This window comes from Paenibacillus sp. FSL R7-0216, assembly GCF_037969915.1.
GTDB lineage: Bacteria > Bacillota > Bacilli > Paenibacillales > Paenibacillaceae > Fontibacillus > Fontibacillus rhizolycopersici.
Map to the genome: position 1 here is coordinate 3,050,007 of NZ_CP150222.1, position 24,592 is coordinate 3,074,598.

22 protein-coding genes and 1 riboswitch are annotated in these 24,592 nt (G+C 53.7%); of the genes, 3 read left to right on the forward strand and 19 right to left on the reverse strand.

All coding sequences use genetic code 11. The features are described from left to right. Positions 1-10 precede the first annotated feature (10 nt). Positions 11-706: a thiaminase II gene (gene tenA, locus MKZ15_RS13830; protein ID WP_339816569.1), complete on the reverse strand. Its 696-nt coding sequence runs from the start codon at positions 704-706 to the stop codon at positions 11-13. 152 nt (positions 707-858) lie between these two features. After that, positions 859-962, reverse strand: a riboswitch (TPP riboswitch). A 197-nt stretch (positions 963-1,159) separates the two neighbouring features. Between tenA and MKZ15_RS13835 the strand changes: the two genes are divergently transcribed. Continuing rightward, a complete protein-coding gene (locus MKZ15_RS13835; protein ID WP_155605345.1) occupies positions 1,160-1,462 on the forward strand; it encodes a hypothetical protein in 303 nt (100 codons plus the stop codon). Positions 1,463-1,690: 228 nt separating this feature from the next. Here the strand turns inward: MKZ15_RS13835 and MKZ15_RS13840 are convergent, their stop codons facing one another. Then, positions 1,691-4,813, reverse strand: a complete 3,123-nt coding sequence (locus tag MKZ15_RS13840) for an alpha-mannosidase (RefSeq protein WP_339816570.1) — start codon at positions 4,811-4,813, stop codon at positions 1,691-1,693. Positions 4,814-4,955: 142 nt separating this feature from the next. On the opposite strand from MKZ15_RS13840, the gene MKZ15_RS13845 reads away from it, so the two are divergent. After that, on the forward strand, positions 4,956-5,855 hold the full coding sequence (locus tag MKZ15_RS13845; RefSeq protein ID WP_339816571.1) for an AraC family transcriptional regulator: 900 nt from the start codon (positions 4,956-4,958) through the stop codon (positions 5,853-5,855). A gap of 871 nt (positions 5,856-6,726) precedes the next feature. Here the strand turns inward: MKZ15_RS13845 and MKZ15_RS13850 are convergent. The 11 genes from MKZ15_RS13850 to aroC form a co-directional block, all read right to left on the reverse strand. After that, a complete protein-coding gene (locus MKZ15_RS13850) occupies positions 6,727-7,821 on the reverse strand; it encodes a prephenate dehydrogenase (protein ID WP_339816573.1) in 1,095 nt (364 codons plus the stop codon). Between the two features lie 36 nt (positions 7,822-7,857). Then, on the reverse strand, positions 7,858-8,955 hold the full coding sequence (gene hisC, locus MKZ15_RS13855; protein WP_213622833.1) for a histidinol-phosphate transaminase: 1,098 nt from the start codon (positions 8,953-8,955) through the stop codon (positions 7,858-7,860). A 48-nt stretch (positions 8,956-9,003) separates the two neighbouring features. Then, positions 9,004-9,825, reverse strand: coding sequence for a tryptophan synthase subunit alpha (gene trpA / locus MKZ15_RS13860; RefSeq protein WP_339816575.1), 822 nt, complete (start codon positions 9,823-9,825; stop codon positions 9,004-9,006). Beyond that, positions 9,822-11,021: a tryptophan synthase subunit beta gene (gene trpB / locus MKZ15_RS13865; protein ID WP_339822425.1), complete on the reverse strand. Its 1,200-nt coding sequence runs from the start codon at positions 11,019-11,021 to the stop codon at positions 9,822-9,824. Before trpB ends, trpA begins: the two co-directional genes overlap by 4 nt. After that, on the reverse strand, positions 11,021-11,686 hold the full coding sequence (locus MKZ15_RS13870; protein WP_155605351.1) for a phosphoribosylanthranilate isomerase: 666 nt from the start codon (positions 11,684-11,686) through the stop codon (positions 11,021-11,023). The genes trpB and MKZ15_RS13870 overlap by 1 nt, the downstream gene beginning before the upstream one ends. Position 11,687: 1 nt before the next feature. Beyond that, entirely contained in the window at positions 11,688-12,518 is an 831-nt protein-coding gene (trpC, locus tag MKZ15_RS13875) for an indole-3-glycerol phosphate synthase TrpC (RefSeq protein WP_339816576.1), read from the reverse strand. After that, the gene (gene trpD, locus MKZ15_RS13880) at positions 12,508-13,551 is read right to left on the reverse strand and encodes an anthranilate phosphoribosyltransferase (RefSeq protein ID WP_339816578.1); all 1,044 of its coding nucleotides are present in this window, start codon (positions 13,549-13,551) and stop codon (positions 12,508-12,510) included. Before trpD ends, trpC begins: the two co-directional genes overlap by 11 nt. Positions 13,552-13,569: 18 nt before the next feature. Next, positions 13,570-15,132: an anthranilate synthase component I gene (trpE, locus tag MKZ15_RS13885; RefSeq protein WP_339816579.1), complete on the reverse strand. Its 1,563-nt coding sequence runs from the start codon at positions 15,130-15,132 to the stop codon at positions 13,570-13,572. Positions 15,133-15,468: 336 nt separating this feature from the next. Beyond that, entirely contained in the window at positions 15,469-15,843 is a 375-nt protein-coding gene (aroH, locus tag MKZ15_RS13890) for a chorismate mutase (RefSeq protein WP_155605355.1), read from the reverse strand. Further along, entirely contained in the window at positions 15,836-16,939 is a 1,104-nt protein-coding gene (gene aroB, locus MKZ15_RS13895) for a 3-dehydroquinate synthase (protein ID WP_339816580.1), read from the reverse strand. The genes aroH and aroB overlap by 8 nt, the downstream gene beginning before the upstream one ends. After that, positions 16,939-18,108 (reverse strand): chorismate synthase, encoded by a 1,170-nt coding sequence (gene aroC / locus MKZ15_RS13900; protein WP_155605357.1) that lies wholly within the window; start codon positions 18,106-18,108, stop codon positions 16,939-16,941. The genes aroB and aroC overlap by 1 nt, the downstream gene beginning before the upstream one ends. Positions 18,109-18,342: 234 nt before the next feature. Between aroC and MKZ15_RS13905 the strand changes: the two genes are divergently transcribed. Next, positions 18,343-19,197 carry a hypothetical protein gene (locus MKZ15_RS13905; protein WP_339816581.1) on the forward strand — a complete coding sequence of 285 codons (855 nt, stop codon included), beginning with the start codon at positions 18,343-18,345 and terminating at the stop codon, positions 19,195-19,197. Here the strand turns inward: MKZ15_RS13905 and MKZ15_RS13910 are convergent. The 6 genes from MKZ15_RS13910 to MKZ15_RS13935 form a co-directional block, all read right to left on the reverse strand. Further along, positions 19,194-20,525 carry a hemolysin family protein gene (locus tag MKZ15_RS13910; protein WP_155605359.1) on the reverse strand — a complete coding sequence of 444 codons (1,332 nt, stop codon included), beginning with the start codon at positions 20,523-20,525 and terminating at the stop codon, positions 19,194-19,196. The two genes, MKZ15_RS13905 and MKZ15_RS13910, sit on opposite strands and share 4 nt — an antisense overlap. A 351-nt stretch (positions 20,526-20,876) precedes the next feature. Further along, positions 20,877-21,050 (reverse strand): hypothetical protein, encoded by a 174-nt coding sequence (locus MKZ15_RS13915; protein ID WP_167521176.1) that lies wholly within the window; start codon positions 21,048-21,050, stop codon positions 20,877-20,879. A gap of 395 nt (positions 21,051-21,445) precedes the next feature. Beyond that, complete coding sequence (locus MKZ15_RS13920) at positions 21,446-22,279, reverse strand: protein-glutamate O-methyltransferase CheR (RefSeq protein WP_155605360.1); 834 nt, start codon at positions 22,277-22,279, stop codon at positions 21,446-21,448. Then, the gene (gene ndk, locus MKZ15_RS13925) at positions 22,270-22,713 is read right to left on the reverse strand and encodes a nucleoside-diphosphate kinase (RefSeq protein WP_155605361.1); all 444 of its coding nucleotides are present in this window, start codon (positions 22,711-22,713) and stop codon (positions 22,270-22,272) included. Before ndk ends, MKZ15_RS13920 begins: the two co-directional genes overlap by 10 nt. A 117-nt stretch (positions 22,714-22,830) precedes the next feature. Next, positions 22,831-23,805 carry a polyprenyl synthetase family protein gene (locus MKZ15_RS13930; RefSeq protein WP_193415983.1) on the reverse strand — a complete coding sequence of 325 codons (975 nt, stop codon included), beginning with the start codon at positions 23,803-23,805 and terminating at the stop codon, positions 22,831-22,833. Continuing rightward, positions 23,802-24,563, reverse strand: coding sequence for a menaquinone biosynthesis protein (locus MKZ15_RS13935; RefSeq protein ID WP_339816582.1), 762 nt, complete (start codon positions 24,561-24,563; stop codon positions 23,802-23,804). The genes MKZ15_RS13930 and MKZ15_RS13935 overlap by 4 nt, the downstream gene beginning before the upstream one ends. Positions 24,564-24,592 lie beyond the last annotated feature (29 nt).

Here is a 24,592-nt window from a genome sequence, read left to right on the forward strand (position 1 = left end):
TCTCTTTCGATCATTTGGATGAATGCGAGATCATCGGCATCGCAACCGGCCAGTCTTCCTGCCGGTAAGCCATATCCCAAAAGAGATATTCCAATTGGCAGCTTTGCAGAAAATGATCGGCCATCCTTTGCCGCTCTTCCTCCCTGGCTGTATCCGCCCATCGGTCTAACGCATGGATAAACTTCTCCGTCACATCCCCCGAAAGACGCCCGTAAAAATCAATCCACTCATAAAACGGATGGTCCGGTGTCGGCTGCACTTCTGCCAGCAGCTTTTGGCCGATCACCAGATAGGTCCAAGGGCAGGGCAATAAAACGGCATAGATCTCGCCCAAACTCCCTTCGTGGGCCACCGTCAGCATATGACGGATATAATGATGCGCCGAAGGTGCAAGCGGGTACCCCTGCAACTCTTCAAAATTCACTCCGGCGGCCCGGCAAAAAATCTGATGGGGTTGAACTTCACGGTTTAAAATATACGCGATCTGTTCGTTGAACATCGCGATCTCCTCTCGGGTCCGGCTTTTGGAAATCGCGATACCGTAAATCCGCATATAGGCGTTTAAATATTCGTAATCCTGCTTAACGTAATGAATGAGCTGCTCTTTCTCCAGTTGTCCCCTTGCGATGCCTCTGACGAACGGATGATCGAATATGGCTTGATAGATCCCGTCCGCCTGACGTCGTAGCTCCTGCGTAAACCCCATCGTCTCCACCTCCCAATATATTGAACTAGGAAATCCCCTGAGAAGACGACGACAAACGACCTGTTAACAGAGCGCGCAAAAAAGCCGCTCCGTAGAGGGAGCGGCTCGATCAAGTCCTAGGCTGATATACGACAACCTGAGCACTATTCAAATGGGGGCCGACTCCACTTTCCTACGCTAGTATGAACTAGATCAGGTTCAAAGGGTCCAAGATGGTCTCTTGTCTCAGCCGTTTACGGCGCCCCTAGTGGATTTCCTATGCAATTCACCTATTACTCTACCGATCCCTGCCTGGATTGTCAATCCCGTCCAGCGAAAGATCGTTGGATCACTTGTTTCTCTCGTCTACACCATCCCCGGAATGCTGCATAGCATAACTATCAGGGAACTGTCTTGTAAACCGGTTCCTCAGGATAAGTAACCGGATCCCATCCAGCTAAGGAAGGTTAGGCCATGAATTCAGCCGGAAAAAGCAAATCCTCGTCCTCCAACAAGAAAAATGGCAAAAAGGGCGGTTTCCGGCCAAAAACCCCGGAATATACCGTAGCTGCGCTGCTTCTTTCCGGTAAACTTCGCGTGGATTCCGTCCAGTTATACCGTAACGCAACCATGTATGTCTCCCTTGTTGGCGAATACAAAACGATCAGCAGCGATGCAAACGCCGACAAGTTGCTGAACTTTCTCAACGAGAATGGAGATATGACCATCAATGACATCATCAATGCCATGAAGAAAAAAGCGGACAATTCCTCCTGAACCCGCTCTTCCTTTGAAAGATTCGGGCGGGAGGATCGCTCGCTTTACATCATAACCTAGATGCGGGGGTTTACTACAATGAGTGAATTTGACGGCGAAGGCTTCTCGGAACTCATCGTAATCATCATTCTGGTCGTTCTGTTCTTCTACGGTTCCAACGATATCGAAACGCTGACGGGCGCCCCGACTTCCGATTAACTGTCGAAGGCGACCCACAGCGTTCTCTCGTTATTTCAACTGCAAACGAATCGTTTTGATTTCATACGGTGACATCGACAACTCAAGCTCCGCAGCTGAGGAGGATTCTCCTAAAGACCGTTCCATCATGTCGGTTTCTTGCCAGGAAATCACCGGCATCCCGAAATGGAAGCGAACGCGGCCTCGGCCTCCCTTGTATTCATGCAAACGAACGATCAAGCCGTCGCCGTCTTCCGCTTTTTTCACGGCATCAATGACGACGTCCGCACTTCCGCTCGTTTGGAGCAGTGAGAATGAAGACGAGCGCGCCTGGCCCATCGTGGCGTAAACCGGCTGATTTAGCAGCGTTGCTGCCTGTACGGTACCACCTTCGGACCAATGCCCCTCGTGAGGATACAGAGCGTACGTAAACTCATGCTCGCCGCGATCCGCTTGCGGATCCGGATAAGTTGCCGATTTCAGCAGCGACAGCCGGATCACATGGTCCTTAATGTCGTGGCCGTATTTGCAATCATTCAGCAGGCTGACCCCGTACCCGTGCTCTGACAAATCGACCCATTGATGACCGACCGTTTCAAATCGAGCAAGGTCCCATGAGGTGTTCCAGTGCGTCGGTCGCTTGACGTTTCCGAATTGGATATCGTAAGTAGCTTCCGTAGCCCGTACGTCAACCGGAAAAGCGACCTTCAGCAGTTGCTGACGCTCCTGCCAATCAACTTGAGTCTGGAAGTCAATCCGCCGGTTGTTGCCATACAGAATCATCTCTTGGCGGATCGTCGAGTTCATATAAGTCCAAGTAAAGCTAACGACGGCGCGCAGCGAACCCGTCACGACTTTACAGTCCTGTAGCTGCTCGACCTCGCGTTGTTTCTCCTGGTAGAACACATCGATGTCCCAAGCCTCAAACATTTTCGGCTTATCTTCAAACACCTGAAGTACGTTCCCCCGTTCGCCCGGCGCCAGCACTTCGCGGCCGGCTTCCCGATCAAAGATCGAGATTAGCTGCCCGCCATCATTCCACTCGATGTTATAAATCGGGGTTTCGATTCCGTTTGGCCGTGTTTTAAAAGGTTCATCTGGTGTGAGATCAACCTGTTCGTCCTTGCTGCGTTCAATCGTCACAAAGCCAAGCGGCGGCACGTTCTCTACTTGCACCCACACCGTCTTTCCGTCGAATTCGGATTTCAGCTCTATCCCGCCTGCTTGAACCCACTTTGCTCCTTCAGCTTGCCCCTCCAAAGCAACCAAGCCGGTAAAAGGCCAGGAGGACGGATTCCATACGGTGTACGAATCCCCCGCGTCGTTCGTCAAGGCTTGAATGGCTTGCTCGCGGCAGGATTCCAACAGCGATTCGGCCTGCGCGTACTCCAGCTTGGAATCGCGGTACACCTCTGGAATGGACGAGCCTGGAATGATGTCGTGGAATTGGTTGCGCAGGATCGTTTTCCAGCTTTCGTCCAACTTCGCTTTCGGATAAGCCTCCCAGTCTCCTTCCGCGAGCAGCGCCTGCAGGCTGAGCAACCATTCGGTGTCCCGGGACAACAACTCCAGTTTGCGGTTCATCTTTTTGTTGTACGCTTGGCTGGTGTAGGTTCCTCTATGGTATTCCAGGTACAGCTCACCGTCCCAGGTATGAACATAGCGATCCGCCGCCCCAACGGTCTCTTGCAGCTTGGCGAAAAATTCGTCCGCCCGGCCGGTCGTTACCCTCGGAAGGCCCGGCATTTCGTCGAGCCGCCGCCGCAACTCCAGATGCTCGCGATTGACACCGCCGCCTCCATCCCCATAACCGTAAGAAAGCAGAAGCTCTTTGTTAACCTCTTTGTCGCGATACGTCTCCCAAATGCCTTGCACGCTGGACGCCTCAATATTCCCGTTATAGGTATACCACCAGAAACTGCCGTCCTGCGGCGTAGTGATGAAGTGCGTCAGCACCTCGCTGCCGTCGATACCGCGCCAGTGAAACGTATCATGCGGCATGCGGTTGTACTGGTTCCAGCTGATTTTCGTTGTCATAAACGTATCGATGCCCGACTTGCGCAAAATCTGCGGCAGGGCCCAGCTGTATCCGAACACGTCCGGGAGCCATAAGTAGGTACATTCCTGGCCAAACTCCTCACGTAAAAAGCGCGTCCCGTACAGCAACTGCCGCACCAGCGATTCCCCGCTCGTCAAATTGCAGTCTGCCTCCAGCCACATGCCGCCGGCTGCTTCCCAGCGCCCTTCCTTGACGCGTTCCTTGATCTGTTCATAAAGCTCCGGATAATCCTGCTTGATATATTCGTACAGTTGCGGCTGCGTCTGCAGGAACACGTACTCCGGGAACATCTCCATTAAGCGCAGCACGGTGCTGAAGCTGCGGGCTGCTTTTTCCCGCGTATGCTTAAGCCGCCACAACCAGGCGACGTCGATATGCGTGTGTCCGATGCATTGGACCGTGACCGGCGACGTCTTCTTCATTCCCGCCACCGCTTGGGTCAATTGCTCCTCGGCTTCCGTCAGCGAAGCATAAAATCCTTCCGATCCTGGATAAGACCAATCGATCCTCAGAAAAGCACGATCCAGTGCCGTCAATAGGTCGGTCCGCTCCGGCGCATTCGCCGGCAGCACCTCCACTGTCTGCATGACCGCACGGGACGTATAATACAAGCGATCTACGGTCCCGTCCAACCAAGCGATTTCCGCCCGCTTGATCCGGTGTTCCTGCACCTGCGGCTTCCCGCCGCCCTCAAGCCCGGACCATAAACGAAACTGCAACTTGACCTTGGTACCGGAGGCTTCTTCCGGGAAAAACACCTCTTGGTGATTCATATCCACGCCTTGGAACGGTTCGCCGTTGACATACAGGAGCGATTCGAACCCGGAGTTGTTCCCTCCGCCCGTTTTGCCGAAGTCGAATACGCCGACGATCTGGCGTCCTCTCCATGCGGCCGGGATTTCAATGTTCGTCTCCAGCCATAGGTAAAGATCTCGGCCTTCCCAGCGTTCTCCCGCCTGCATCTTGGACCATGGCCCCTCCTTAGGCGGTCTGGCGCCGATGTGCCCTTCCTCGTCCACTTGCGCTTGAAACGCCTCGATCGGCTGGGCATCGCGGTATCGGTATGCTTCCAGCTCGCGTATCCGTGCATTCAATTTCTCTTCCGTCCAAAACATCGTATCGGGTACCTCCCTGAATATGAGTGTGCCTACCCCCTCATTTTCCGGTTCTGTCCCTGCGAAGTAAATTACTTATCCTCATCAATTTTTGTCCTATTATGATATGATGAAGATAATTTGAACAAAGGAGCGCCTGCCTATGGATTTGAAAAAATGGCGGAACGAACTGGCTTCTGTACTGAACGGAATCTGTGGTGAAATCGCGGTGGGGGATGCCGTGGTCGATTGGGTCGATATCGTGATAGAACAAACCGGCGGTTCTGGAAAATGCCCTCCCCACGCGCATACGTGGTACGAATTCAACTACGTCCTGTCCGGTCGGATGCAAACTCGCTTCATTGATCAGGACGTGATGGTTCACGCGGGCGAATTTTTTCTGATCCCGCCGGGGATGACCCATGCTCACGACTATTCTCGCGAAGATCCGCATGAAGGCATCTGCCTGCGATGGCGGTTTCGGCCTTCACCAGGCGAAGTAGATACCGCTGACGATAGCTTTCTTGGACGGCTTGGTCGTCTGAAGGATTGGCCCCCCGGCGCTTACCACGATAATGACGGCATCCGGTCGCTGTTGCTCCAGTTCTTTGCCGAAGCGGAGAGCGGGCGGTCCCCTTTTTATCTGCGGCTGCTGTTGGTGCAATTGCTGGAGGTTTTGTCCGGAGTGACCGTACGCCATGCGTCAGTGGCAACAGAGCCAGTGCAAGCCCGTGACGCGTTGCTCCGCAAAGTGGAGGTTTATTTGGAGGATTTTCGCGGGGACCGGCTGAATGTTGAAGCGTTGGCAGCCTCGCTGCATATGAGCTACGGCCATCTATCCCGCTTGTACAAACAAAAAACCGGCCGGACTCTGATCGAGGAAATGAACCGAATCCGTCTGGCCAAAGCCTGCGAGTTGCTGTTGCAGCCTTCCTTGCTCATTAAGGAAGTCGCCGAACAAGCCGGTTTTCCTGACATCTACTACTTCAGCAAGGCGTTCAAGAAGAAATACGGCATCAGCCCGCTCACTTACCGCAAGCAACAGGCGTGCTTGGCGAAGTAGCGCTTTTTCATAAGGCATGTTCGTTAATCAGGGCCAACGGATGTCTTGTGCCACTTGTGCCGATGCCCCCTGTGGGTGTCGTATCTGTAATCAACGTTCAAGTGTTGTCCCATTGTATTCGATTTTTCATATATAACTTGTCATGAACACCCAAATGTACGAGATCTATTCGAAAATTCATACAGAAACATGTCTACCGCACTCCCGCGGCCAAAATAAGCATGATAATTCATATATAATCGGCTGAATTCAGGAAAATGGACGATATCTATACAATTTATCGTATAGATTTCTCGCCTGCTGTGTAAAAAGACAAAAAAAAGACCGCTTCCTTCGAAGCGGTCCTTGCTCACTCACGAGCAAGAAGTTATTGGATAGGAGTGGAGAGAAACCATACTGTACTTTTATTATATGTATACGTTTTCATTCTGTCAACACTTTTTTTTGAGCGCTTTCATTTCGCAATCCACAAGGGGTTGCCGTATCCCATTTAACTCTTAGTTTGACATCGAAAACATCCCAGCGTCCCTCGGTTTGTAAGCGGAAATAGAAGCATAGGGGCAGGAAGTTCGCGTTCGCTAAGAGTGTGTAACGGAACCCATGGCCCTTCTTTGCCCATTTCCCAGTCATTTCCCGTTCTAACGGACTCTAGTGACCTTATTGAGCTTGAATGGTACCTAAAGAGACGCTTTTGTCCAAAATAAGGTCTTCTGGGTCCGTTAGCAACAAAATTGAACCAAAAGCGGACAAATAGCGTCTCTGAGTTCCGTTAGCTGAAATCACACATCAGGCCCGGCTGAATTCAAGATTCGACGCCGAGCCTCCCCTTCGATTCCCCTTCGTGATCAAAAGCCGAATTCAAAACAACCTCTTAAAGGTAGACGGTGTGGCCTAGGGATTGGAGATGCGCCTTCGCCCTCTCCATCTCCCCTTCCTGACGGAAAGATAAGCGCAGCACACCCGGAACGTCCTCGCGACTTTCGATAATCTGCATGTTGCTCAGGTTGATGTGCCGAAGGCCCAGCTCAGTCGCGATTTGCCCGATGATCCCCGGCGTGTCGGGCACGTCGATGTAGATGTCGAACAAAGAGGTGATCGCCCCTTTGCGCCGCTCCGGCAACTCGCTGCGGAACCGGTTTGCTTTTTGGAACGCGGCTTCGATCCCTTCTCCGTTCTGTTCCTCGAGCAAGGAGATGAAACCTTCGATCTCGTCGTTCCAATCCTTCAACAAGCCAAGCAACACTTCACGGTTGCTGAGCAGAATGTCCCGCCAAACCACCGGGTCGCTCGAAGCGATCCGCGTGATGTCGCGGAAACCGCCGGCCGCCAGCATGCGGTACAGCCCGTTGCCGTCGTTGTAATCGCGTACCTGGTTTACCAGTGCAACCGCAATGATATGCGGCAGATGACTGATCGCTCCAACGATTTCGTCATGCATGACCGGGTCGACGCGGACGATTTGCGCTTTAGTGTGTGACAGCAACTGTTCTAAGCGCTGGTAAGCCTCTTCCGGTACGTCAGGAGACGGCGTCAACACGTAATAGGCGTTCTCAAATAAGAACGATGAAGCGGCCTCAACGCCAGAACGCTCCGAGCCGGCCATCGGATGGCCGCCGATAAAATGCACGCCCGGGCGAGAAATTCTCGCCGCGCAAGCGGCGACGGCCGCCTTCGTGCTTCCGACGTCCGTCACAATGCAGCCAGGCTTCAGCGGAAGTTCAGTCAACTTCTGTAGGTAATCCTCCAGGAGCCCTACCGGCACGCACAAAAAAATAAAGTCGGCATCCGCCGCCGCCTCTTCCATGGACAGAGTCGCGGCGTCAACGACGCCGCGCTCCTCGATGCGTTTCAGGGATTCCGGACGGTGGGCATGGCCGACGACCGTGATTCCCGGCTTGCCTTTCAGGCACAACGCCAGCGAACCTCCGATCAAACCAACGCCAAAAATGGCAATTTTCGTTGTCATCGTTTCTCACTCATTTTCTGCGAATAAATTAGGAGATTAAACCCGGGTTGCCGATTTACCAAGCACCTGCTCCAAGGCGGTCACGAATTTGGCGTTTTGTTCCGCTGATCCTACGGTGACCCGCACGAAATTTGGATATTTCGAAAAGCCCGCCCGCACGATAATGCCTAACTGCAGCAGCGACCCAAACATTTCACCGGCCGGACGCTGAACATCAACCATAATGAAATTGCCGTGTGCCGGAAAATACGTAAGACCCAGCCGTTCGAACTCGCCATACAGATAAGCAATGCCTTCACGGTTCTTGGTGCGGCAATCGGCCACGAATTCTTGATCAGCCAAGGCCGCTTTGGCCGCCGCTTGACCGATCCGAGATGTATTAAACGGCTCGCGAACCTGGTTAATCAGTTTGATAACACTCGGCTGACCCACGCCGTAACCGATGCGCAGCGAGGCGAGACCGTAGATCTTGGAGAACGTACGAAGCACAACCAGATTTGGATATTGGTTCAGCAAGGCAATCCCGTTCGTGTAAGCCGAATCGGTAACATACTCGGCGTACGCTTCATCCAATACGACCAGCACATGTCCCGGAACCCGGTCAAGAAAAGATACGAGTTCGGAATGAGGCACGATCGTCCCGGTTGGATTGTTTGGATTGCAGATCCAGACCGCCTTCGTTTTATTCCCAATGCGGGTGAGCATTCCCTCCAAATCGTGGGTACCATCCTTCAGCGGCACTTCGATGCTGACGGCCCCCTCGATATCGGCATTGCTCTTATACACGCTGAACGTTTGATCCGCCATCACCGTCTCGTCGCCAGGCAGGAAAAACGCGCGAGCGATCAAGGCGATAATTTCATCCGAACCGCAGCCGAAAATAATTTGTTCCTTCCCAACGCCAAGCTGGCTGGCTAACGCTTCGGTCAACTCTGCAGCGCTGCCATCGGGGTACAAGCTTAAGTTAGCCAGTTCCTGCTCGATAGCGGCACGGACACGTGGCGAACTGCCATATGGATTTTCATTGGAAGCCAGCTTGATGACTTCCTTGAGCCCGAGCTCCTTCTTTACTTCTTCAATCGGTTTACCGGGTTGATACACCGGCAAATTGACGATCTGGGGTTTCGGCAACATGGATAGGTTCCTCCCTCAAATGACTTGTTGTGCTATTCTCTAAAAAATCTATAATCTCAATTTTGCCACAAAGTCGCGAATTTGCAACAACCCTTGGTCCCGGGTGGACGCCTGCGCCAACAACGGCAAGGTTTCTTCGATCTTTCGCACGATCGCGCTGCCGACCACCGCGCCGTCACAGATGGCCGCAAAACGCTCAACCTGTTCCCGGCTGGATATCCCGAAGCCAACGGCGACAGGCAAATCCGTTTGCGCTTTAACGGATGCAATAAATTCGTCAACGCTGGCGTTAAACGTAGCCCGCTCACCGGTCACGCCCAGTGAGGAAACGCAGTAAACAAATCCGCGGGCACGTTCCAGAATCTGCGCGATCCGACCACTGGACGTTGGAGCTACGAGCGGAATCAGCCTAACGCCCGCTGCATCCGCTAACCCCAGAACCTCCTCCGCCTCTTCATAGGGAAGGTCTGGTATGATTAAACCGCTGATCCCCGCTTCCTTCACGGCAGCAAAGAAACGATCCGATCCCATTTGCAACACGGGATTGTAATAAGTAAACAAGACGAATGGAAGACGGATTCCCCGTTCTCGGGCTTTGGCGGCTGTCTCGATGCAGGAAGCGACCGTGATCCCATGGACCAGAGCACGCTCTGACGCCCGTTGAATGACCGGACCGTCCGCCAAGGGGTCGGAGTATGGCACACCTAACTCCACCACATCGGCACCGGCCTCCTCCAACACCGCTAAAATATCGAGGGTCGTTTCCGGGTCCGGGTCTCCGACAGTCACAAACGGAATCAGCGCGGTTTTCCCCGCCGTCTTCAGTTTCGCAAATGTGTCGTCGAGCAAGTGGTCCGTAGGTTGACTCATATCGTTCCCCCGCCTTCCGTATACGCCATAATGGACTCCACATCTTTATCTCCGCGGCCGGACAAGCAGATGATGACGATCTCGTCACGACTCATGGCCGGGGCCATCTTCACGACTTGCGCCACCGCGTGCGCCGATTCCAAGGCCGGGATGATCCCTTCGGTCTGGCTCAGCAGTTGGAGCGCATCCAGCGCTTCGCGGTCGGTTATCGGGTAATACTTCGCGCGTTCGATATCCTTCAGATAGGAATGCTCCGGACCAATCCCCGGGTAATCCAGACCGGCGGAAATCGAATGAGCCGGCAGCACCTGACCAAATGCGTCCTGCAGCAAATAACTCATCGAGCCTTGGAAGACGCCTTTCGTCCCTTTGGTCATCGTAGCAGCGTGGAATTCAGTATCGACACCTTTGCCGGCGGCTTCCACACCTACGAGACGAACCTCCTGATCCTCGACAAACGGATAAAACATCCCGATCGCATTACTCCCGCCGCCAACCGCAGCGACGAGCATCTCCGGCAACCGACCTTCCGCCCGCAAAATCTGCTCCCGTGTTTCATCGCCGATAATGCGTTGGAAATTCCGCACCATCATCGGATACGGATGCGGCCCGGTGGCCGACCCCAGAATATAAAACGTGTCATGCACGTTGCTGACCCAATAGCGCAGCGCCTCGTTGCAGGCATCCTTCAAAGTCCGAGTACCCGACATCACCGGAACGACCTCTGCACCAAGGAGTTTCATCCGAAACACGTTCAACTGCTGCCGCTTCGTATCCTCCTCGCCCATGAACACTTTGCATTCTAGACCTAACAAAGCGGCAACAGTAGCGGTTGCCACCCCGTGTTGGCCCGCGCCGGTCTCGGCGATGACCTTCTGCTTCCCCATCCGCTTAGCCAGGATCCCCTGCCCGATCGCATTGTTGATCTTGTGAGCGCCGGTATGGTTCAAATCCTCGCGTTTCAGGTAAATTTTGGCCCCGCCCAAGTGCTGCGTCAGGCGTTCCGCATAATACAACGGGGTCTCCCGCCCGGAATACTGCTTCAGCAAATAAGCAATCTCCGCTTGAAAATCGGGATCATCTTTATATTTCAAATAGGATTCTTCCAATTCGATTAATGCGTTCATCAGCGTTTCCGGCACGTAACGGCCTCCAAAAGGGCCAAAACGTCCATGCTCATCCGGTACCTGCTTCATCATCCCTTCACCCTCTCTACGAATGCTGTCATTTTCGCGATATCCTTCACGCCGTCCGTTTCAACCCCGCTTGAGACGTCAACACCGTCCGGCTGTAAGGTCTCGATCAACACCCTAACATTATCGGGATGTAGTCCGCCGGCCGCCAGGAACGGAATTCCGTGCTCCTTGGCCCATTGTCGATAGGGTTCAGCAGCTGCCCAATCAAACGTGATGCCGGAGCCTCCGCCGTAATTCGGGTCGTACGTATCGAGCAGCAGCCCGTCCAGCACGCCGTCATATTCCGCCAAGGTTGCACCGGCATGGACCGTTCCGTCCGTTTTCACCGAAAAAGCTTTGAAAATCTTGACGCCATACGCATCTTTGACCTTCCGGCAAAACTCCGGGCTTTCCGTCCCGTGGAGCTGCAGGATGTCCAGCGGCGCCTGCCGCAAAACCTCGTCCAGCTCCTCCAAGGTCGGATTGACGAAAACCCCAACGCTCTGGGGAACCGCCTCCACGCTCCACTCTCGAAGCACGGGAAGCAGCTCCGCCGCACGGCTTCCGCTGATTTGACGCTTGCTTCTGGCAAACACGAATCCGACATAATCTACGGGTAAGTTCACCATAGATTTTAGCACTTCAACGCTTTGAAGTCCACAAATTTTTACGGCGGCTTCCCCCATGTTACGTCGTCCCTTTCGCATTGTTGTTCTGTTCTGCAGCTTGAAGTATCGGTCCCATCAAATCATGTACTGCGTCCCCAACGTTAGCCCTCCGCATAAAAGTTTCCCCGATCAGCACACCTTTTGCGCCGTTTCGCTGCAAGAATTCCACATCTTCCCGCGTCTGAATCCCGCTCTCACTGATCAGTGTCGCATGCGGCGGCACCAGTGCGGCCAGCGCGGTCGTTGTCTCCAGGGACACCTCAAAGGTCCGCAGATTCCGGTTGTTAATACCGATCAGCTTCGCTGTGGGCAGTGCCAGGACCCGATCCAGCTCCTCGCGGTCGTGGACCTCAATCAATGCGTCGAGCCCCAGTACCGTGGCGAGAGCCAAGTAGTCACGCAACTGGACATCGCTCAGAATCGCCGCGATCAGCAGCACCGCGTCGGCACCTAGCAGCCGAGCTTCATAGATCTGTCGCTCGTCGATCACGAAATCCTTGCGCAGCAGCGGCACGTTTACCGCCTCGCGAATCGCACTCAAGTAAGCCCCGCTGCCCTGAAAATACGTTTCATCCGTCAGTACGGAGATACAGTCGGTTCCTGCCGCTTCATACGCCGCGGCCAGTTGAACCGGATGGAAGTCCGGACGGATCAATCCTTTGGAAGGAGACGCCTTTTTCACTTCGGCGATTAATCCCATGTCCCGTTTCCGGCCCGCCGTAAGGGCGGAGTGGAAGCTGCGTGTCGGCGCCATCGCCGCGATGTGGCGTTCCGCTTCTGCGATGGAGAAGGTTTCTGCCAAACGCGCAACCTCCGTTTTTTTCGTCTCCACAATCCGATCAAGATACATAACTTAATTCCTCCGTTGTCTGAATAAGCTGCTCTAGCTTGTTAAGGGCTTTCCCCGAATCAATCGCTTCCGCAGCGATGACGACCCCTTCACGAATGTTGTCCGCCAGACCGGCCACATACACGCAAGCGCCTGCGTTGGCTAAGACTACGTCCCGGTGGGCTCCCGGTGCCCCTTGCAGTACACGACGAACGATCTCCGCGTTCGTCAGCGGATCGCCGCCGATCATCGCCTCCAGAGGATACGTGCGAAGCCCTAGATCTTCCGGTTGAAGATCATAGGTTCTAATCTCACCGTTTTTCAGTTCAGATACCCGTGTTGGGGACGAAATGCTAATCTCATCCAACCCTTCTCGACTGCTGACGACTAGCGCACGTTTGGACCCCAACTCACGCAGCACTTCGGCGATCGTTGATGTTTTACCTCCATCGTAGATACCCAGTACCTGGCGATCCGCCCCTGCCGGATTCGTCAACGGACCCAGCATGTTGAAGACCGTACGGATGCCCAACTCCTTGCGAGGTCCAGCCGCATGTTTCATCGATGGATGATACAGCTGTGAGAACATGAAACAAATGCCGATATCGTCAAGGCAGCGTTTTGCCTGTCCGGCGTCCAGTTGAATATTGACGCCTAATGCCTCAAGCACATCGGCGCTGCCTGAACGGCCGGATGCCGATCGGTTGCCGTGTTTCGCCACGCGGACCGATACCGATGCCGCAACGATGGCTGCCGTCGTCGACACATTGATTTTATGGATGCCGGAACCGCCCGTGCCACACGTGTCTAGTAACTTCTGTGTTTCCGTATCAATCCGGCTGGAGGCACCACGCATCGCTTCTGCGAAACCGGTGATCTCCTCAACCGTTTCCCCTTTGATTCGCAGTGCCGTCAACAGGCTGCCGATTTGGGCCGGCGTTGATTCGCCGTTCATGATGGCCTGCATCATGCCGCGCGCTTCTTCCCGCGCCAAATGTTGTCCTTCGATTAAGCGGCTGATGCCCGCTTGAACGGTTTGCTGTCCTGTCGTCATATCGATTCGCTCCTCTCTTTAGTTCCCCGGAGTATATTCGTATAGGTAATCCTGGTTAATGATATCGTCGTTTCGTGCCGGAGGCGGAAACATCTGCTCTGCGGTGCGGATTGCCGTCAAAAGCGCCTTGGCTTTATTTACCGACTCTTGATATTCGTTCTCCGGAATCGAATCCCACACGATGCCCCCGCCCGCTTGCACGTAAGCCTTCCCTTGCTTGAACACGATCGTGCGGATCGTAATGCAGGAATCCATATTCCCCGAGAACCCGAGATAGCCGATGGCTCCGGCGTACGTACCTCGTGATTCACGCTCGAGCTCGGCAATGATCTCCATAGCCCGCAGCTTCGGCGCACCCGATACCGTCCCAGCCGGCAGGCAGGACAGGAAGGCATCGAAAAAATCCTTGTCATCCCGCAGCCTGCCGGACACTTTGGATACCATGTGCATGACATGAGAGTAACGCTCGATATCCATATAGGATTCGCATGTGACACTGCCGAAATCGGAGACGCGGCCCAAATCGTTACGGCCGAGGTCGACCAGCATCAGGTGCTCCGCCCGTTCCTTCTCATCCTGCAGCAGCTCGGCTTCCAGCGCCAAGTCTTCCGCTTCTGTGGCCCCCCGTGGTCTCGTTCCGGCAATCGGGCGGGTCTCCACACGGTCATTCTCTACCTTGACCAACGCCTCGGGCGACGTCCCAACGATAATTTCCTCGTCCAGCTTGAGATAATACATATACGGCGACGGATTCAGCGTCCGCAAGACGCGGTAAACGTGAAGCGGATCGACTTCGGTTTCGATATGGAATCGCTGCGAGAGCACCACTTGAAAAATATCGCCCGCGCGGATATATTCCTTCGCCTTATCTACATTTGCGATGAATTGCTCCTTCGTCAGGTTGGACTTTACGTCACCGAGGTCGGTCACCGCCGGCAGCGGCCTGCGGTTAAAGCTCTCGCCCGGCCCTTCCTGCTGCAGCAGATCGGCCGCCAGATCCAGCTTCGTCTCCGCCTCCGCATAAGCCCGGCGAATATCCTCATCGCGGTCACCCGGCTTGACGTGCACGTTGGCCACCAGCAAGATGCGTTGTTTTACGTGGTCGAACACAATCACTTGGTCGCAGAACATAAACTGCATATCTTGCAGATTCAGGTCATCGACCTGATGCGCAGGGAGCTTCTCATAATATTGCAGCAGATCATAACCGAAAAACCCGATCGCCCCGCCTGTAAACGGCGGCATTTCCGGAAGCTTCGGACTGCGGTAGCCCCGCAGGATCGCCTTCAGCTCATCAACGGGCCGGGACGAGCGCAGCCGCTCTTCGCCGCCTTCACGACCGACCGTAATTTCGCCTTTCTTGGCCGAGATGGTCAGGAACGGATCGGTGCCGATAAAAGAATACCGTGCCCACTGACTGCCACCTTCTACGCTCTCCAGCAAAAATGCCCGCTCCCGCTGGGCGATACGGCGGAAGATTCGAATCGGGGTTTCCATGTCGGCGAGCAGCGTACGGGCAATCGGGATCAGATTGTATTCGTTCGCCAAAGCAATGACCTGTTCTACTTGCGGGGTTGCCATGTCTCTCACTTCCTTTTCGGTTTGGTTCAGAGCCAAATAAAAAAACCTCTACCGAAGTAGAGGTTCTGGGATTTGCGGTTTATGGGAAAGCACTGCTCCGCATCACGCGTATTCCCTCTCATTCCCCACAAAAGGAAAGGACAAGAATCGCGCCCGGAAACAGGCTATTCGCTCAGCTAAACTCAGCTCATCTCAACTTATCTCTACTCAGCTCTAAAATGTCTCAATTCAAAACGCTCAAAAATCTCAACTAACTTGCTCTCATCTAACTTACACTCATCTAAAATCTAAAATAACTATACCTTATCGACAACCCGTTTGGCAACCCAAACCTGCTCAAGATCCGGAAACACTTAAGTCCGGCCGCAAACTGCGAGCTTCGTTCAAATAAACATGCTTCATGTCCCGTTGTCCTTTGCTTGTGTTCACCTGAATCAATAGGCGTATACATTTCGGCAGGGCACCTTGAACCGGGATCTCCGTCGAGCACATCAGCGGAACCATATCCCAGCCGCTTAAGACCCGAATGGCACGGGCAGGAAAGGTGGCATCCAGGTCTGGTGTCACCGTGATCCAGACACTGCAAATATCCTCGGGTTCGATTTCGTTCCGCGCTACGATTTCTTTCAACAAGGCCGCCGTCGCGTCCAGAATCTCCTGTTCCTCGTTGCGGGCTACCGTTGTTGCTCCGCGAATGCCTCGGTTATACATATTGTCCCTCCTCTTTCAATTCAGCGATCACTTGGCGAACTTCATCCAAAGTCACATCAGAGACAATTTCCACTTGCCCGATCGCCACAGGTAAAATAAATACCATCGTCTGTTCCTTAAATTTCTTGTCGTGCATCATCGCTCCGATTAAATCCTGCTCGTTTAAATGAGCCGGCATGGCCGTCGGCAGACCAAAGCCTCGCAGGATGGACACCGTATCCGTATAAATTTGCGGATCCCTGCCCCGATTCACCGCCAGCTTCGCTGCGGCGGCCATTCCGATCGAAATCGCTTCACCATGTAAGAATTCGCCGTATCCGCCGATCGCTTCGATCGCATGGCCTAACGTATGCCCGAGGTTCAAGATCGCGCGGAGTCCGTTCTCCCGTTCATCAACAGATACGACTTGGGCCTTGATGGAGCAGCCTTGCGTTAAGCCGTAACCTAGCGCTTCGGGATCAAGAGCTAACAAATCGGCCGTATGCTCGCGGCACCAGTCCGCAAAAGCCGTATCCCAAATCAATCCGTGCTTGATCATTTCGGACAGGCCGGCGCGGACGTCGCGCGGCGGCAAGCTTTGCAGGCTGTCCACGTCATAAAGCACCATCTCAGGTTGATGAAAAGCGCCGATCATGTTCTTAGCCAACCGATGATTCACCGCGACCTTTCCTCCGACACTGCTGTCGTGGGCCAGGATCGTTGTCGGCATCTGCACGAAGGTTACGCCGCGCATATACGTCGCCGCCACAAAGCCGGCCAAGTCGCCAACGACGCCGCCGCCGAGCGCTACCACGGCTGAGCGGCGGTCCAAACCTCCTTCAATGGCCGTGGTCATGACATCCTCGTAAACATCCAGCGATTTTGACTTTTCTCCGGATTTGACCACTTTGCTGACTGTCTGGTATCCTTTGGCCTGCAGTGAGGCTTCGACAACCGGCAAATACTTTGGTGCGACATGGTCATCGGTCACGATCAGGATGGGGCTTTTCGTCGACAGCTGATGCTGTTCGAAGAAATCCCCGGCTTTCCCCAGCAAACCGCCGCCGATATAAATCGGATAAGAACGTTCGCCCAAGTCAACCTGCAACGTTCTCATCAATACTCCTCCAACTGAGCCAGGTAGCCCTGGTAATTACGCTCGATCTCCCCGATCGAATCGCCGCCGAATTTCTCCAGGAACGCTTTGGCGACTTCCCAAGCAACCACATGCTCCAGCACGACGCTAGCCGCCGGAACGGCACAGGCGTCCGAACGCTCCACTTGGGCGGCAAACGCCTCGCGGGTGTCGATATCGACGCTTTGCAGCGGTTTGTACAGCGTCGGAATCGGCTTCATTACTCCGCGAACGACGATCGGCATGCCGTTGGTCATCCCGCCCTCGAAGCCTCCGAGCCGGTTCGTGGCCCGATAGTAGCCCCGCTCCTCGCTGTACAGGATTTCGTCATGAACCTTGGAGCCCGGAAGTGTCCCGGCTTCGAAACCGATGCCGATTTCCACACCTTTGAACGCGTTAATCGACATCACCGCTTGCGCGATGCGTCCGTCCAACTTGCGGTCATACTGCACATGACTGCCCAGCCCGACCGGCACGCCTTCGACGATACATTCGACGATCCCGCCGATGGAGTCGCCTTCTTCCTTGATTTTATCGATATAAGCCTCCATCTTCTTCTCCGTCTCGGCGTCGGCAACCCGTACTGAGGAAGCCTCCGTTACCCGTGCCAACTCGTCTAACGGCAAGTTATGAGGCGGCGCTTCGATTTCACCAATACGGATGACCTGACCGGCGATGCGAATCCCAAAGTGCTCCAGGAGTTGCTTGGCCACCGCTCCTACGGCGACACGAACCGCGGTTTCGCGTGCGCTCGAACGTTCAAGCACGTTGCGCAGGTCTTTATGGTTATACTTCAAGCCACCGTTTAAATCGGCATGCCCCGGTCGAGGACGGTGAACTCTGCGCTTCTCTTCATCCGTGCCTTCAATCGGTTCAATATTCATGATTTTCTGCCAGTGCTTCCAGTCGTTATTCTCCACGACCAACGCCACCGGCGCTCCCGTCGTATACCCGTGACGGACGCCGCCGGCGATTTGCGCCGTATCCTTCTCGATTTGCATCCGCCGTCCCCGGCCATACCCTTTTTGACGACGGGCCAATTCAAAATTCAACGCTTCAAAATCCAGTTCCAGATGGCTTGGCAAACCTTCAATAATCGCAGTCAACTGGGGTCCATGCGTCTCCCCCGCTGTTAAGTATCGTAAACTCATGTTGTTGCGTTCCCCCTTTAAACTGTTAAACTGTAAAGAGCTAAAACCCGATGATATCTTTGCTCATTATAATATTGATTGCTGCATTCTGTCACGTGGTGATTCGCTTTTGCGAGAATTTCCTTCGTTTCCGAACCGCTTTGCGGAGGAGCCGAAAAAAATCATAGCGCACCCCCGACACCGGTATTACATTAATGGCGTAATCCATCACTCTGAGTTGGAAAGGACCTTGTTATGAAGCCACTTGACCACTTCGAAACCTGCTTCCCTCTCTTGGAAGATCACGCGCACACATTCTTAAACCCGGACGAACTCAAGAGTTTCCAATCCTTCTCCGGAAAGGAAGTCGCGCGGCAGCTTAAAAATTTGCTTGAAAAGCCGCTCGCCGAGTTTACTGTCGTCAACGAGGCGTATTTTCGGGCGCGTTGGGCGGAATTGCTTCGTCTCCTCCATCCCGGCGAAGACCTGGTTCTGCTAGAGATCGCTTCGGGCGACGCAGACATGATTCCGCAAGCGATGGCCCGCACGCATCCCAAAGGCCTCTACATCACGGCCAACATGAACAAAGCGCTGAACGACAGTTTGTCCCGCAAAACCGAATCGCTAGCCTTGAAGATGAACATCATCGAGGATGATGCCGTGCGTATTGCCGATTACACCGGCAAAGGCACCGTTGACGTCATCGCTTTCCAGCATGCCGTCAACGATGTTATTCAGTCCATCCTTTGCGACAAAGCGGGCATAGATACCGTACACGCCGAATGGATGGAACTTCTGCCGCGCATGATCGAACTCGTCAAGCAGGAGTCGTCGCGGAATACTTTGGCCGCTCAAGTCAAGGAACCCTTCCTGGAATTGATGCGCGCATTGCTGGGAACCCTTCGGTCCGGCGGCTACGTTGCGATGAATCACTACCTGTTCCAGCTCGATCTGGATTGGGGTTATCCCCCCGATGTATTCGAGCACATGATCCCGATGACGCGCGAGTGGCTGCGCGAGCTTAAAGGCTGCCGTGAAATTACACTCGACGGTTTTGATTCTCAGTGGTGGATTTTTCTTCAGAAAATCGTAAGCGAACCGTCGTATTAATCCTCCCGCAACGCCCCCTCCAAAACGGGCGCATCGTTTCTCTTGACTGCCGCCAGCTTGCGGATCCGGTGCTGCCCGACTTCGCGCACGACGAACACATAGCCGCCGTACTCGAATTCCGGCTTTTCATTGATCGTCGGAATACGTTTGAGCTGCCCAATCATAAACCCGCTCAGGGTATCGTAGTGTTCGATAGGCAACTTGATACCCAGGATGTCCTGGGCATCATCGAGGGAAATCGTGCCGCTGAACAGATAACTGCCCTCGCCAATCTGCTCGTATTCCCGCTCTTCCTCATCGTGCTCGTCATAGATATTCCCGACGATTTCCTCTAGCAAATCCTCCATCGTCACGATTCCGGCGGTGCCGCCATATTCGTCCACGACAATCGCCATATGGATGCGGTTTTGCTGCATTTCCTCGAACAACTCATTTGTTTTTTTCGATATCGGGATAAAATATGGCGGCGTCACCAGCTCCTGCAAATTCCAGTTTTCCTTCTCCCCGGTGCGCAAAAATCGGATTAAATCCTTGCTGTGCAGAATTCCGATCAGGTTATCAACCGTCTCCTCGTACACCGGGAACCGAGTATACTGCTCCTTGTCAGCGATTTCGGCCACGGTTTGTTGATCGGCATCCACAGGAATCGCCACGACGTCGATGCGGTGCGTCATGATATCCGATACGGTCAGGTTATCGAAATCAAAAATATTGTTGATCATCAGCCGTTCGCTAGGTTGAATCGTCCCCATTTCCTCCCCGGTATCCAGCATCATGCGGATCTCTTCCTCGGAGACCTCTTCATCATTGGCATTCGGATCGATACCAAATAGACGCACAAGCAGGTTGGTGGAAGTTGTCAGCAGCTTCACGAACGGCGCGGTTGCTTTGGATAACACCGACAGCGTCGTGGCCGCGAACATCGCCATGGCTTCGGCTTTTTTCATCGCGACCCGCTTCGGCACCAATTCACCAAGTACCAGCTGGAAGTAGGAGAGCAGTAGCGTAATGACGATCAGTGAGATCGTACTCAGCACGTTTTCGGGAATCGGCAACCCGAAGCGGATCAGATAAGCAGCCAGGTCACCGGCAAAGCTCTCCCCGGCAAAGGCACTGGCAAAAAAGCCCGCCAAGGTAATCCCGATTTGAATCGTAGCCAGGAACTTACTGGGCTCGCCGAGCAAACCGACGATGACCTTCGCTTTCCGGTGGCCCTGTCCCGCCATCGCTTTGATTTTGTTATCGTTTAGGGAGATCAAGGCGATTTCGGATGCGGCAAAAAAAGCATTAATCAAAATTAAGATCAAAATGACCAAGAGTTCCAACAATTCATTCCACCTCCAAAAATTTCCCCGTTTTAGTTTGAGGTTGTCGCCCCGCGGATATACGCAAAAAGGCATAACCCGCCGCCAAAAAATTGACGCAGGTTATGCCTGAACTCCGTCGATGACGAATAAGTTATGCTTTATTTGTGCTGTGTTGCTACTCTCCGGGTCGTCCGAATCGCTCATCGATGAAACCTCTCCTGACCTGAATTTATTAATTATTATAGAAAGCCCCCCTGCTGCTGTCAAGAACGCTTCCAACGGTGAAACGCAAAAAAAGCGCCGTATCCCGCCCTGTATGGCGAAACCTCGACGCTGTTAACGATCTTCAATTCGTTTGGGCCTACTGTCAGCCTATCTAAGTCCCGAAGCGGGTTGATTTTCCAGGGAAGCAGCGCGCCGAGGATCTAACGGAAAATCCTCCAGCATTCTTTTCAAATGCGGACCCTCGATGCCCAGCACCTGCGCACATTCCTGCGGCGTCAAGAATCCCCGCCGGTACGCTTCGATCACCTTTCGCTTGTCCATGACCTGACCTCCATTGACTGTATGGTCCCAGTATAGGATACATCAAACCATTCTATACCATCTCTTTGGCTTCTTATCGCGAAGTAGCTCGGGTGAAGCGAAATCGGCTTCGAATCTTGAATTCAGTTGCTCGTTCCGTTGCTCACGTAGGTTTCCCTACGCTCCGCTACTCACTCACAACTTCATCCAACCTTCTCGACGCTAAGAAGCCAAAACTTTTGATCGCGAAGTAGCTCGGGTGAAGCGAAATCGGCTTCGAATCTTGAATTCAGTTGCTCGCTCCGTTGCTCACGTAGGCCTCCCTACGCTCCGCTACTCACTCCCAACTTCATCCAACCTTCTCGACGCTAAGAAGCCAAAACTTTTGATCGCGAAATCGGCTTCGAATCCGCCCCTTACCCCTTCTTGCGGTAAAAGAACGTCTCCGCCGCCTCCAGGTCATATTGGCCGGGGGAGAAGATCTGCTCCGTGCTGCCTACGAACAAGACGCCGCCGGGACGAAGCGCACGCGAAAATTTATGATAAAGCCCTTGTTTTGCTTCTTCCGTAAAATAAATCATGACGTTGCGGCAAACGATCAGGTCGAAGCCCTCTTCGAACGTATCCAGCAGCAGGTTTTGCTTCTTGAACGTCACTGCTTTCTTTAGCTTTGGATCAAACCGGAACATATGACCTTCCGGCGAAAAATAACGCTCGGCTACCGCTTTGGGCACATCCTTCAGCGAGCGCTCCAGGTACAACCCTTCTTGGGCTTTGCCTAGCGCCCCATCATCGATGTCCGTCGCCAGCAGATAGGTGTTCGGCAGAAGCCCCAGATCTGCGAGGATCATCGACAGGGTATACGGCTCTTCTCCCGTCGAGCAAGCCGCACTCCACACTCTCAGCTTCGGCCGTCCGGCCGCCAGCTCCGGCAGCACCGAATCCCTCAGCACTTCCCAACGGTTGGGATTGCGCCAGAACTCGGACACGTTGATTGTCATCTTGTCCAAAAATTCATAAAATAACGGCTTATTACTCATCATCGCCGTATAAAAATCCGCAAATGTTGCATAGCCATTCTTGTTGCGCAACGTCGTCAGACGCCGTTTCATCTGCGCTTCCTTGTATTGCGCCAAATCGATTCCCGTGCTTTTCTTGATGCTTTGGATAAAGCCGAGGTAATCGGGGTCCAGTGTCGTCTCTGCGTTGTCTGCCCGAGGTAAGTCGGGGATCATCCGGTTCAGATCCATGGGCTCACGCTTCTTGTGTACGGCACAAGTTCCTGCGGTGCAAAGAAATTGGCGATTTCCCGCTCCGCGCTTTCCACTCCGTCGGAACCATGAATCAGATTAAAAGGCGTATGGGCGGCAAAGTCGCCGCGAATCGTGCCAGGGAGTGCCTCTGTCACTTTCGTTTTGCCGATGACCATGCGGGACAAGGTGATGATATCGTCCCCTTCCCAAACCATGGCAAATACCGGTCCGGAAGTAATGAAGCCAACGAGCTCATCAAAGAAAGGTTTGCCCTCATGCTCTGCATAGTGCCTCTTCGCCTGGGCTTCCGTCACCTGAACCAGCTTGCCTGCGATGAGCCCGAACCCTTTATCCTCGAACCGGCTGATGATTCTGCCGACCAGCCCACGCTGTACGCCGTCCGGCTTAACCATTAAAAACGTTCTTTCCATGGTTCCCCTCCCGAAATTAAACAGCATCATTTGAGATACGATGATTCCGACCCTCCCAAGAAGGCGGTTTCACCTGCATTTTACCAGATTCTTGCGAAGTCGGTAAAGCATCAAGATTTAATAGGAGCGTTTATTGACAAACTCCGCAATGTCCTCCAAATGGGTGCGTGCCGCCGTCACCGGCAGTTGCTGCAGCGCCTCGAGTGCCTTGGCAATAAAACGGTCCGCCAGCGCCTCTGCTTTACCAATTCCGGGACTGGTTCGGATCATTTCGATGGCCCTGGATACCTCTCCGCTTCCATCCCCGGCTTGAATGCCGCGAATTTCCCGCAGCAGCGGCTCTCTTAGCCCTGGCTCCTGCAGGGCAAAAAGGACGGGAAGCGTGATGTTGCCCTGACGCATATCGCTGCCCGGAGGTTTTCCAATCGACTTCTCGGTTCCGAACAAATCGAGCAGGTCGTCACGAATCTGAAAGGCCATCCCGACGTTGTAACCGTAACGGTACAACAGCGAGTTCACCTTATCCGGGGCATCCGCCGCCATCGCCCCAAGCTGGCAGCTGATGGCGATGAGCAACGCGGTTTTACGGCGAATGCGCAACAAATAATTACGCACACTTTGCTCGGTGTTGAAAAAATCGCGGATCTGCTCCATTTCACCGATCGACATCTGCACCATCGCCTTAGCCAGAATGCGGTGTATGTATGGATTTCCCAGCTCGGATACCTGCATCAGCGCCTTGGCGTAAATATAGTCGCCGGTGTACATGGCAATTCGGTTATCCCATTTGGACTTGACCGTCGCTTTGCCCCGCCGCGTGTCCGCATCATCAATGACGTCATCGTGGACAAGGGACGCCGAGTGGATGAGCTCCAGCGGCACGGCAATATATTGCAGCTTTTGCAGATCGTAATTTCCGAACTTCCCGCCAAGCAGCACGAAGATTGGCCGCAGCCGTTTGCCTCCCGCCTTCAGCAGGTGCAGGGACGTTTCGCTCAGCAGCTCATCATCGCCGTCGATGCTCCGGTACAGCTGCCGTTCGATATAATCCATATCTTTTTTTAGTGCACCGAAAATATCCAGTAGTTTCATTCTTTCACCCGTGTCAGCGAATTGTGACTCCAAATACCCATTTCTACTCGATGATCTAACAATCCCATTTCATAGGCATAATCAAAATACAAGGAAAGTCCTTGGCGGTGCGATTCGTTAAAATCATAACGAATGTTTTGCTTAAAATAATGCTGCCAATAGTCCGGCGTGCCGCCGATTTCCGTGCAGGCTTTGGCTACAAGCGGGGATACGTCGCTTAAGCTCTTACGTTTGCTATCCACAAAGGCTTCGGCCACTTCGGCCAAATAGTCACCATTGGCTTCGGCAAACTCTCTCTGAACGGCCCAAACCGCAAATGTCATACCATAACCTGTCCATGATTTCCAAACTTCCCCCAAATCGGTGACGATATAACCATGATCCCGCCAGGAAGCCTGAATTGCATGATCACCGATCAGTAGAGCTCCGTCGCTTTCAGCCATCATCGCATCCAGATCGGGTTCGCTATCCCAGTAATCCGGCTTGCCGCCAAACGCCTTCTCCATAATGATCTTAAGCAGGTTCACCGAAGTAGCCGAAGTATTCGTGAGTGCGATCCGCCCGTTCGCGATTTGCTCCGGCGGCTTCCGCGAGAACAGCAGAATCGAATTCACCGGCCCGTCCGAGCTGACCGAAAGATCGGGCAACAGCAGAAAGCGATCCGATCCGTACCCGTAAGCAAAAGAAGACACCGGGGAAATATCGAGCGTGCCGCCGAGCATACGGCGGTTCAGCTTCGAAGGCACCTCGGTGACCAATTCAATTGGCTTGCTTGTGGCAGGCGCGT

Bases quoted from the DNA above. Each gene is read 5' to 3' on its own strand.
- tenA (WP_339816569.1), bottom strand. From the start codon at position 706: ATGGGGTTTACGCAGGAGCTACGACGTCAGGCGGACGGGATCTATCAA.
- MKZ15_RS13835 (WP_155605345.1), top strand. From the start codon at position 1,160: ATGAATTCAGCCGGAAAAAGCAAATCCTCGTCCTCCAACAAGAAAAAT.
- MKZ15_RS13840 (WP_339816570.1), bottom strand. From the start codon at position 4,813: ATGTTTTGGACGGAAGAGAAATTGAATGCACGGATACGCGAGCTGGAA.
- MKZ15_RS13845 (WP_339816571.1), top strand. From the start codon at position 4,956: ATGGATTTGAAAAAATGGCGGAACGAACTGGCTTCTGTACTGAACGGA.
- MKZ15_RS13850 (WP_339816573.1), bottom strand. From the start codon at position 7,821: ATGACAACGAAAATTGCCATTTTTGGCGTTGGTTTGATCGGAGGTTCG.
- hisC (WP_213622833.1), bottom strand. From the start codon at position 8,955: ATGTTGCCGAAACCCCAGATCGTCAATTTGCCGGTGTATCAACCCGGT.
- trpA (WP_339816575.1), bottom strand. From the start codon at position 9,825: ATGAGTCAACCTACGGACCACTTGCTCGACGACACATTTGCGAAACTG.
- trpB (WP_339822425.1), bottom strand. From the start codon at position 11,021: ATGAAGCAGGTACCGGATGAGCATGGACGTTTTGGCCCTTTTGGAGGC.
- MKZ15_RS13870 (WP_155605351.1), bottom strand. From the start codon at position 11,686: ATGGGGGAAGCCGCCGTAAAAATTTGTGGACTTCAAAGCGTTGAAGTG.
- trpC (WP_339816576.1), bottom strand. From the start codon at position 12,518: ATGTATCTTGATCGGATTGTGGAGACGAAAAAAACGGAGGTTGCGCGT.
- trpD (WP_339816578.1), bottom strand. From the start codon at position 13,551: ATGACGACAGGACAGCAAACCGTTCAAGCGGGCATCAGCCGCTTAATC.
- trpE (WP_339816579.1), bottom strand. From the start codon at position 15,132: ATGGCAACCCCGCAAGTAGAACAGGTCATTGCTTTGGCGAACGAATAC.
- aroH (WP_155605355.1), bottom strand. From the start codon at position 15,843: ATGTATAACCGAGGCATTCGCGGAGCAACAACGGTAGCCCGCAACGAG.
- aroB (WP_339816580.1), bottom strand. From the start codon at position 16,939: ATGAGAACGTTGCAGGTTGACTTGGGCGAACGTTCTTATCCGATTTAT.
- aroC (WP_155605357.1), bottom strand. From the start codon at position 18,108: ATGAGTTTACGATACTTAACAGCGGGGGAGACGCATGGACCCCAGTTG.
- MKZ15_RS13905 (WP_339816581.1), top strand. From the start codon at position 18,343: ATGAAGCCACTTGACCACTTCGAAACCTGCTTCCCTCTCTTGGAAGAT.
- MKZ15_RS13915 (WP_167521176.1), bottom strand. From the start codon at position 21,050: ATGGACAAGCGAAAGGTGATCGAAGCGTACCGGCGGGGATTCTTGACG.
- MKZ15_RS13920 (WP_155605360.1), bottom strand. From the start codon at position 22,279: ATGGATCTGAACCGGATGATCCCCGACTTACCTCGGGCAGACAACGCA.
- ndk (WP_155605361.1), bottom strand. From the start codon at position 22,713: ATGGAAAGAACGTTTTTAATGGTTAAGCCGGACGGCGTACAGCGTGGG.
- MKZ15_RS13930 (WP_193415983.1), bottom strand. From the start codon at position 23,805: ATGAAACTACTGGATATTTTCGGTGCACTAAAAAAAGATATGGATTAT.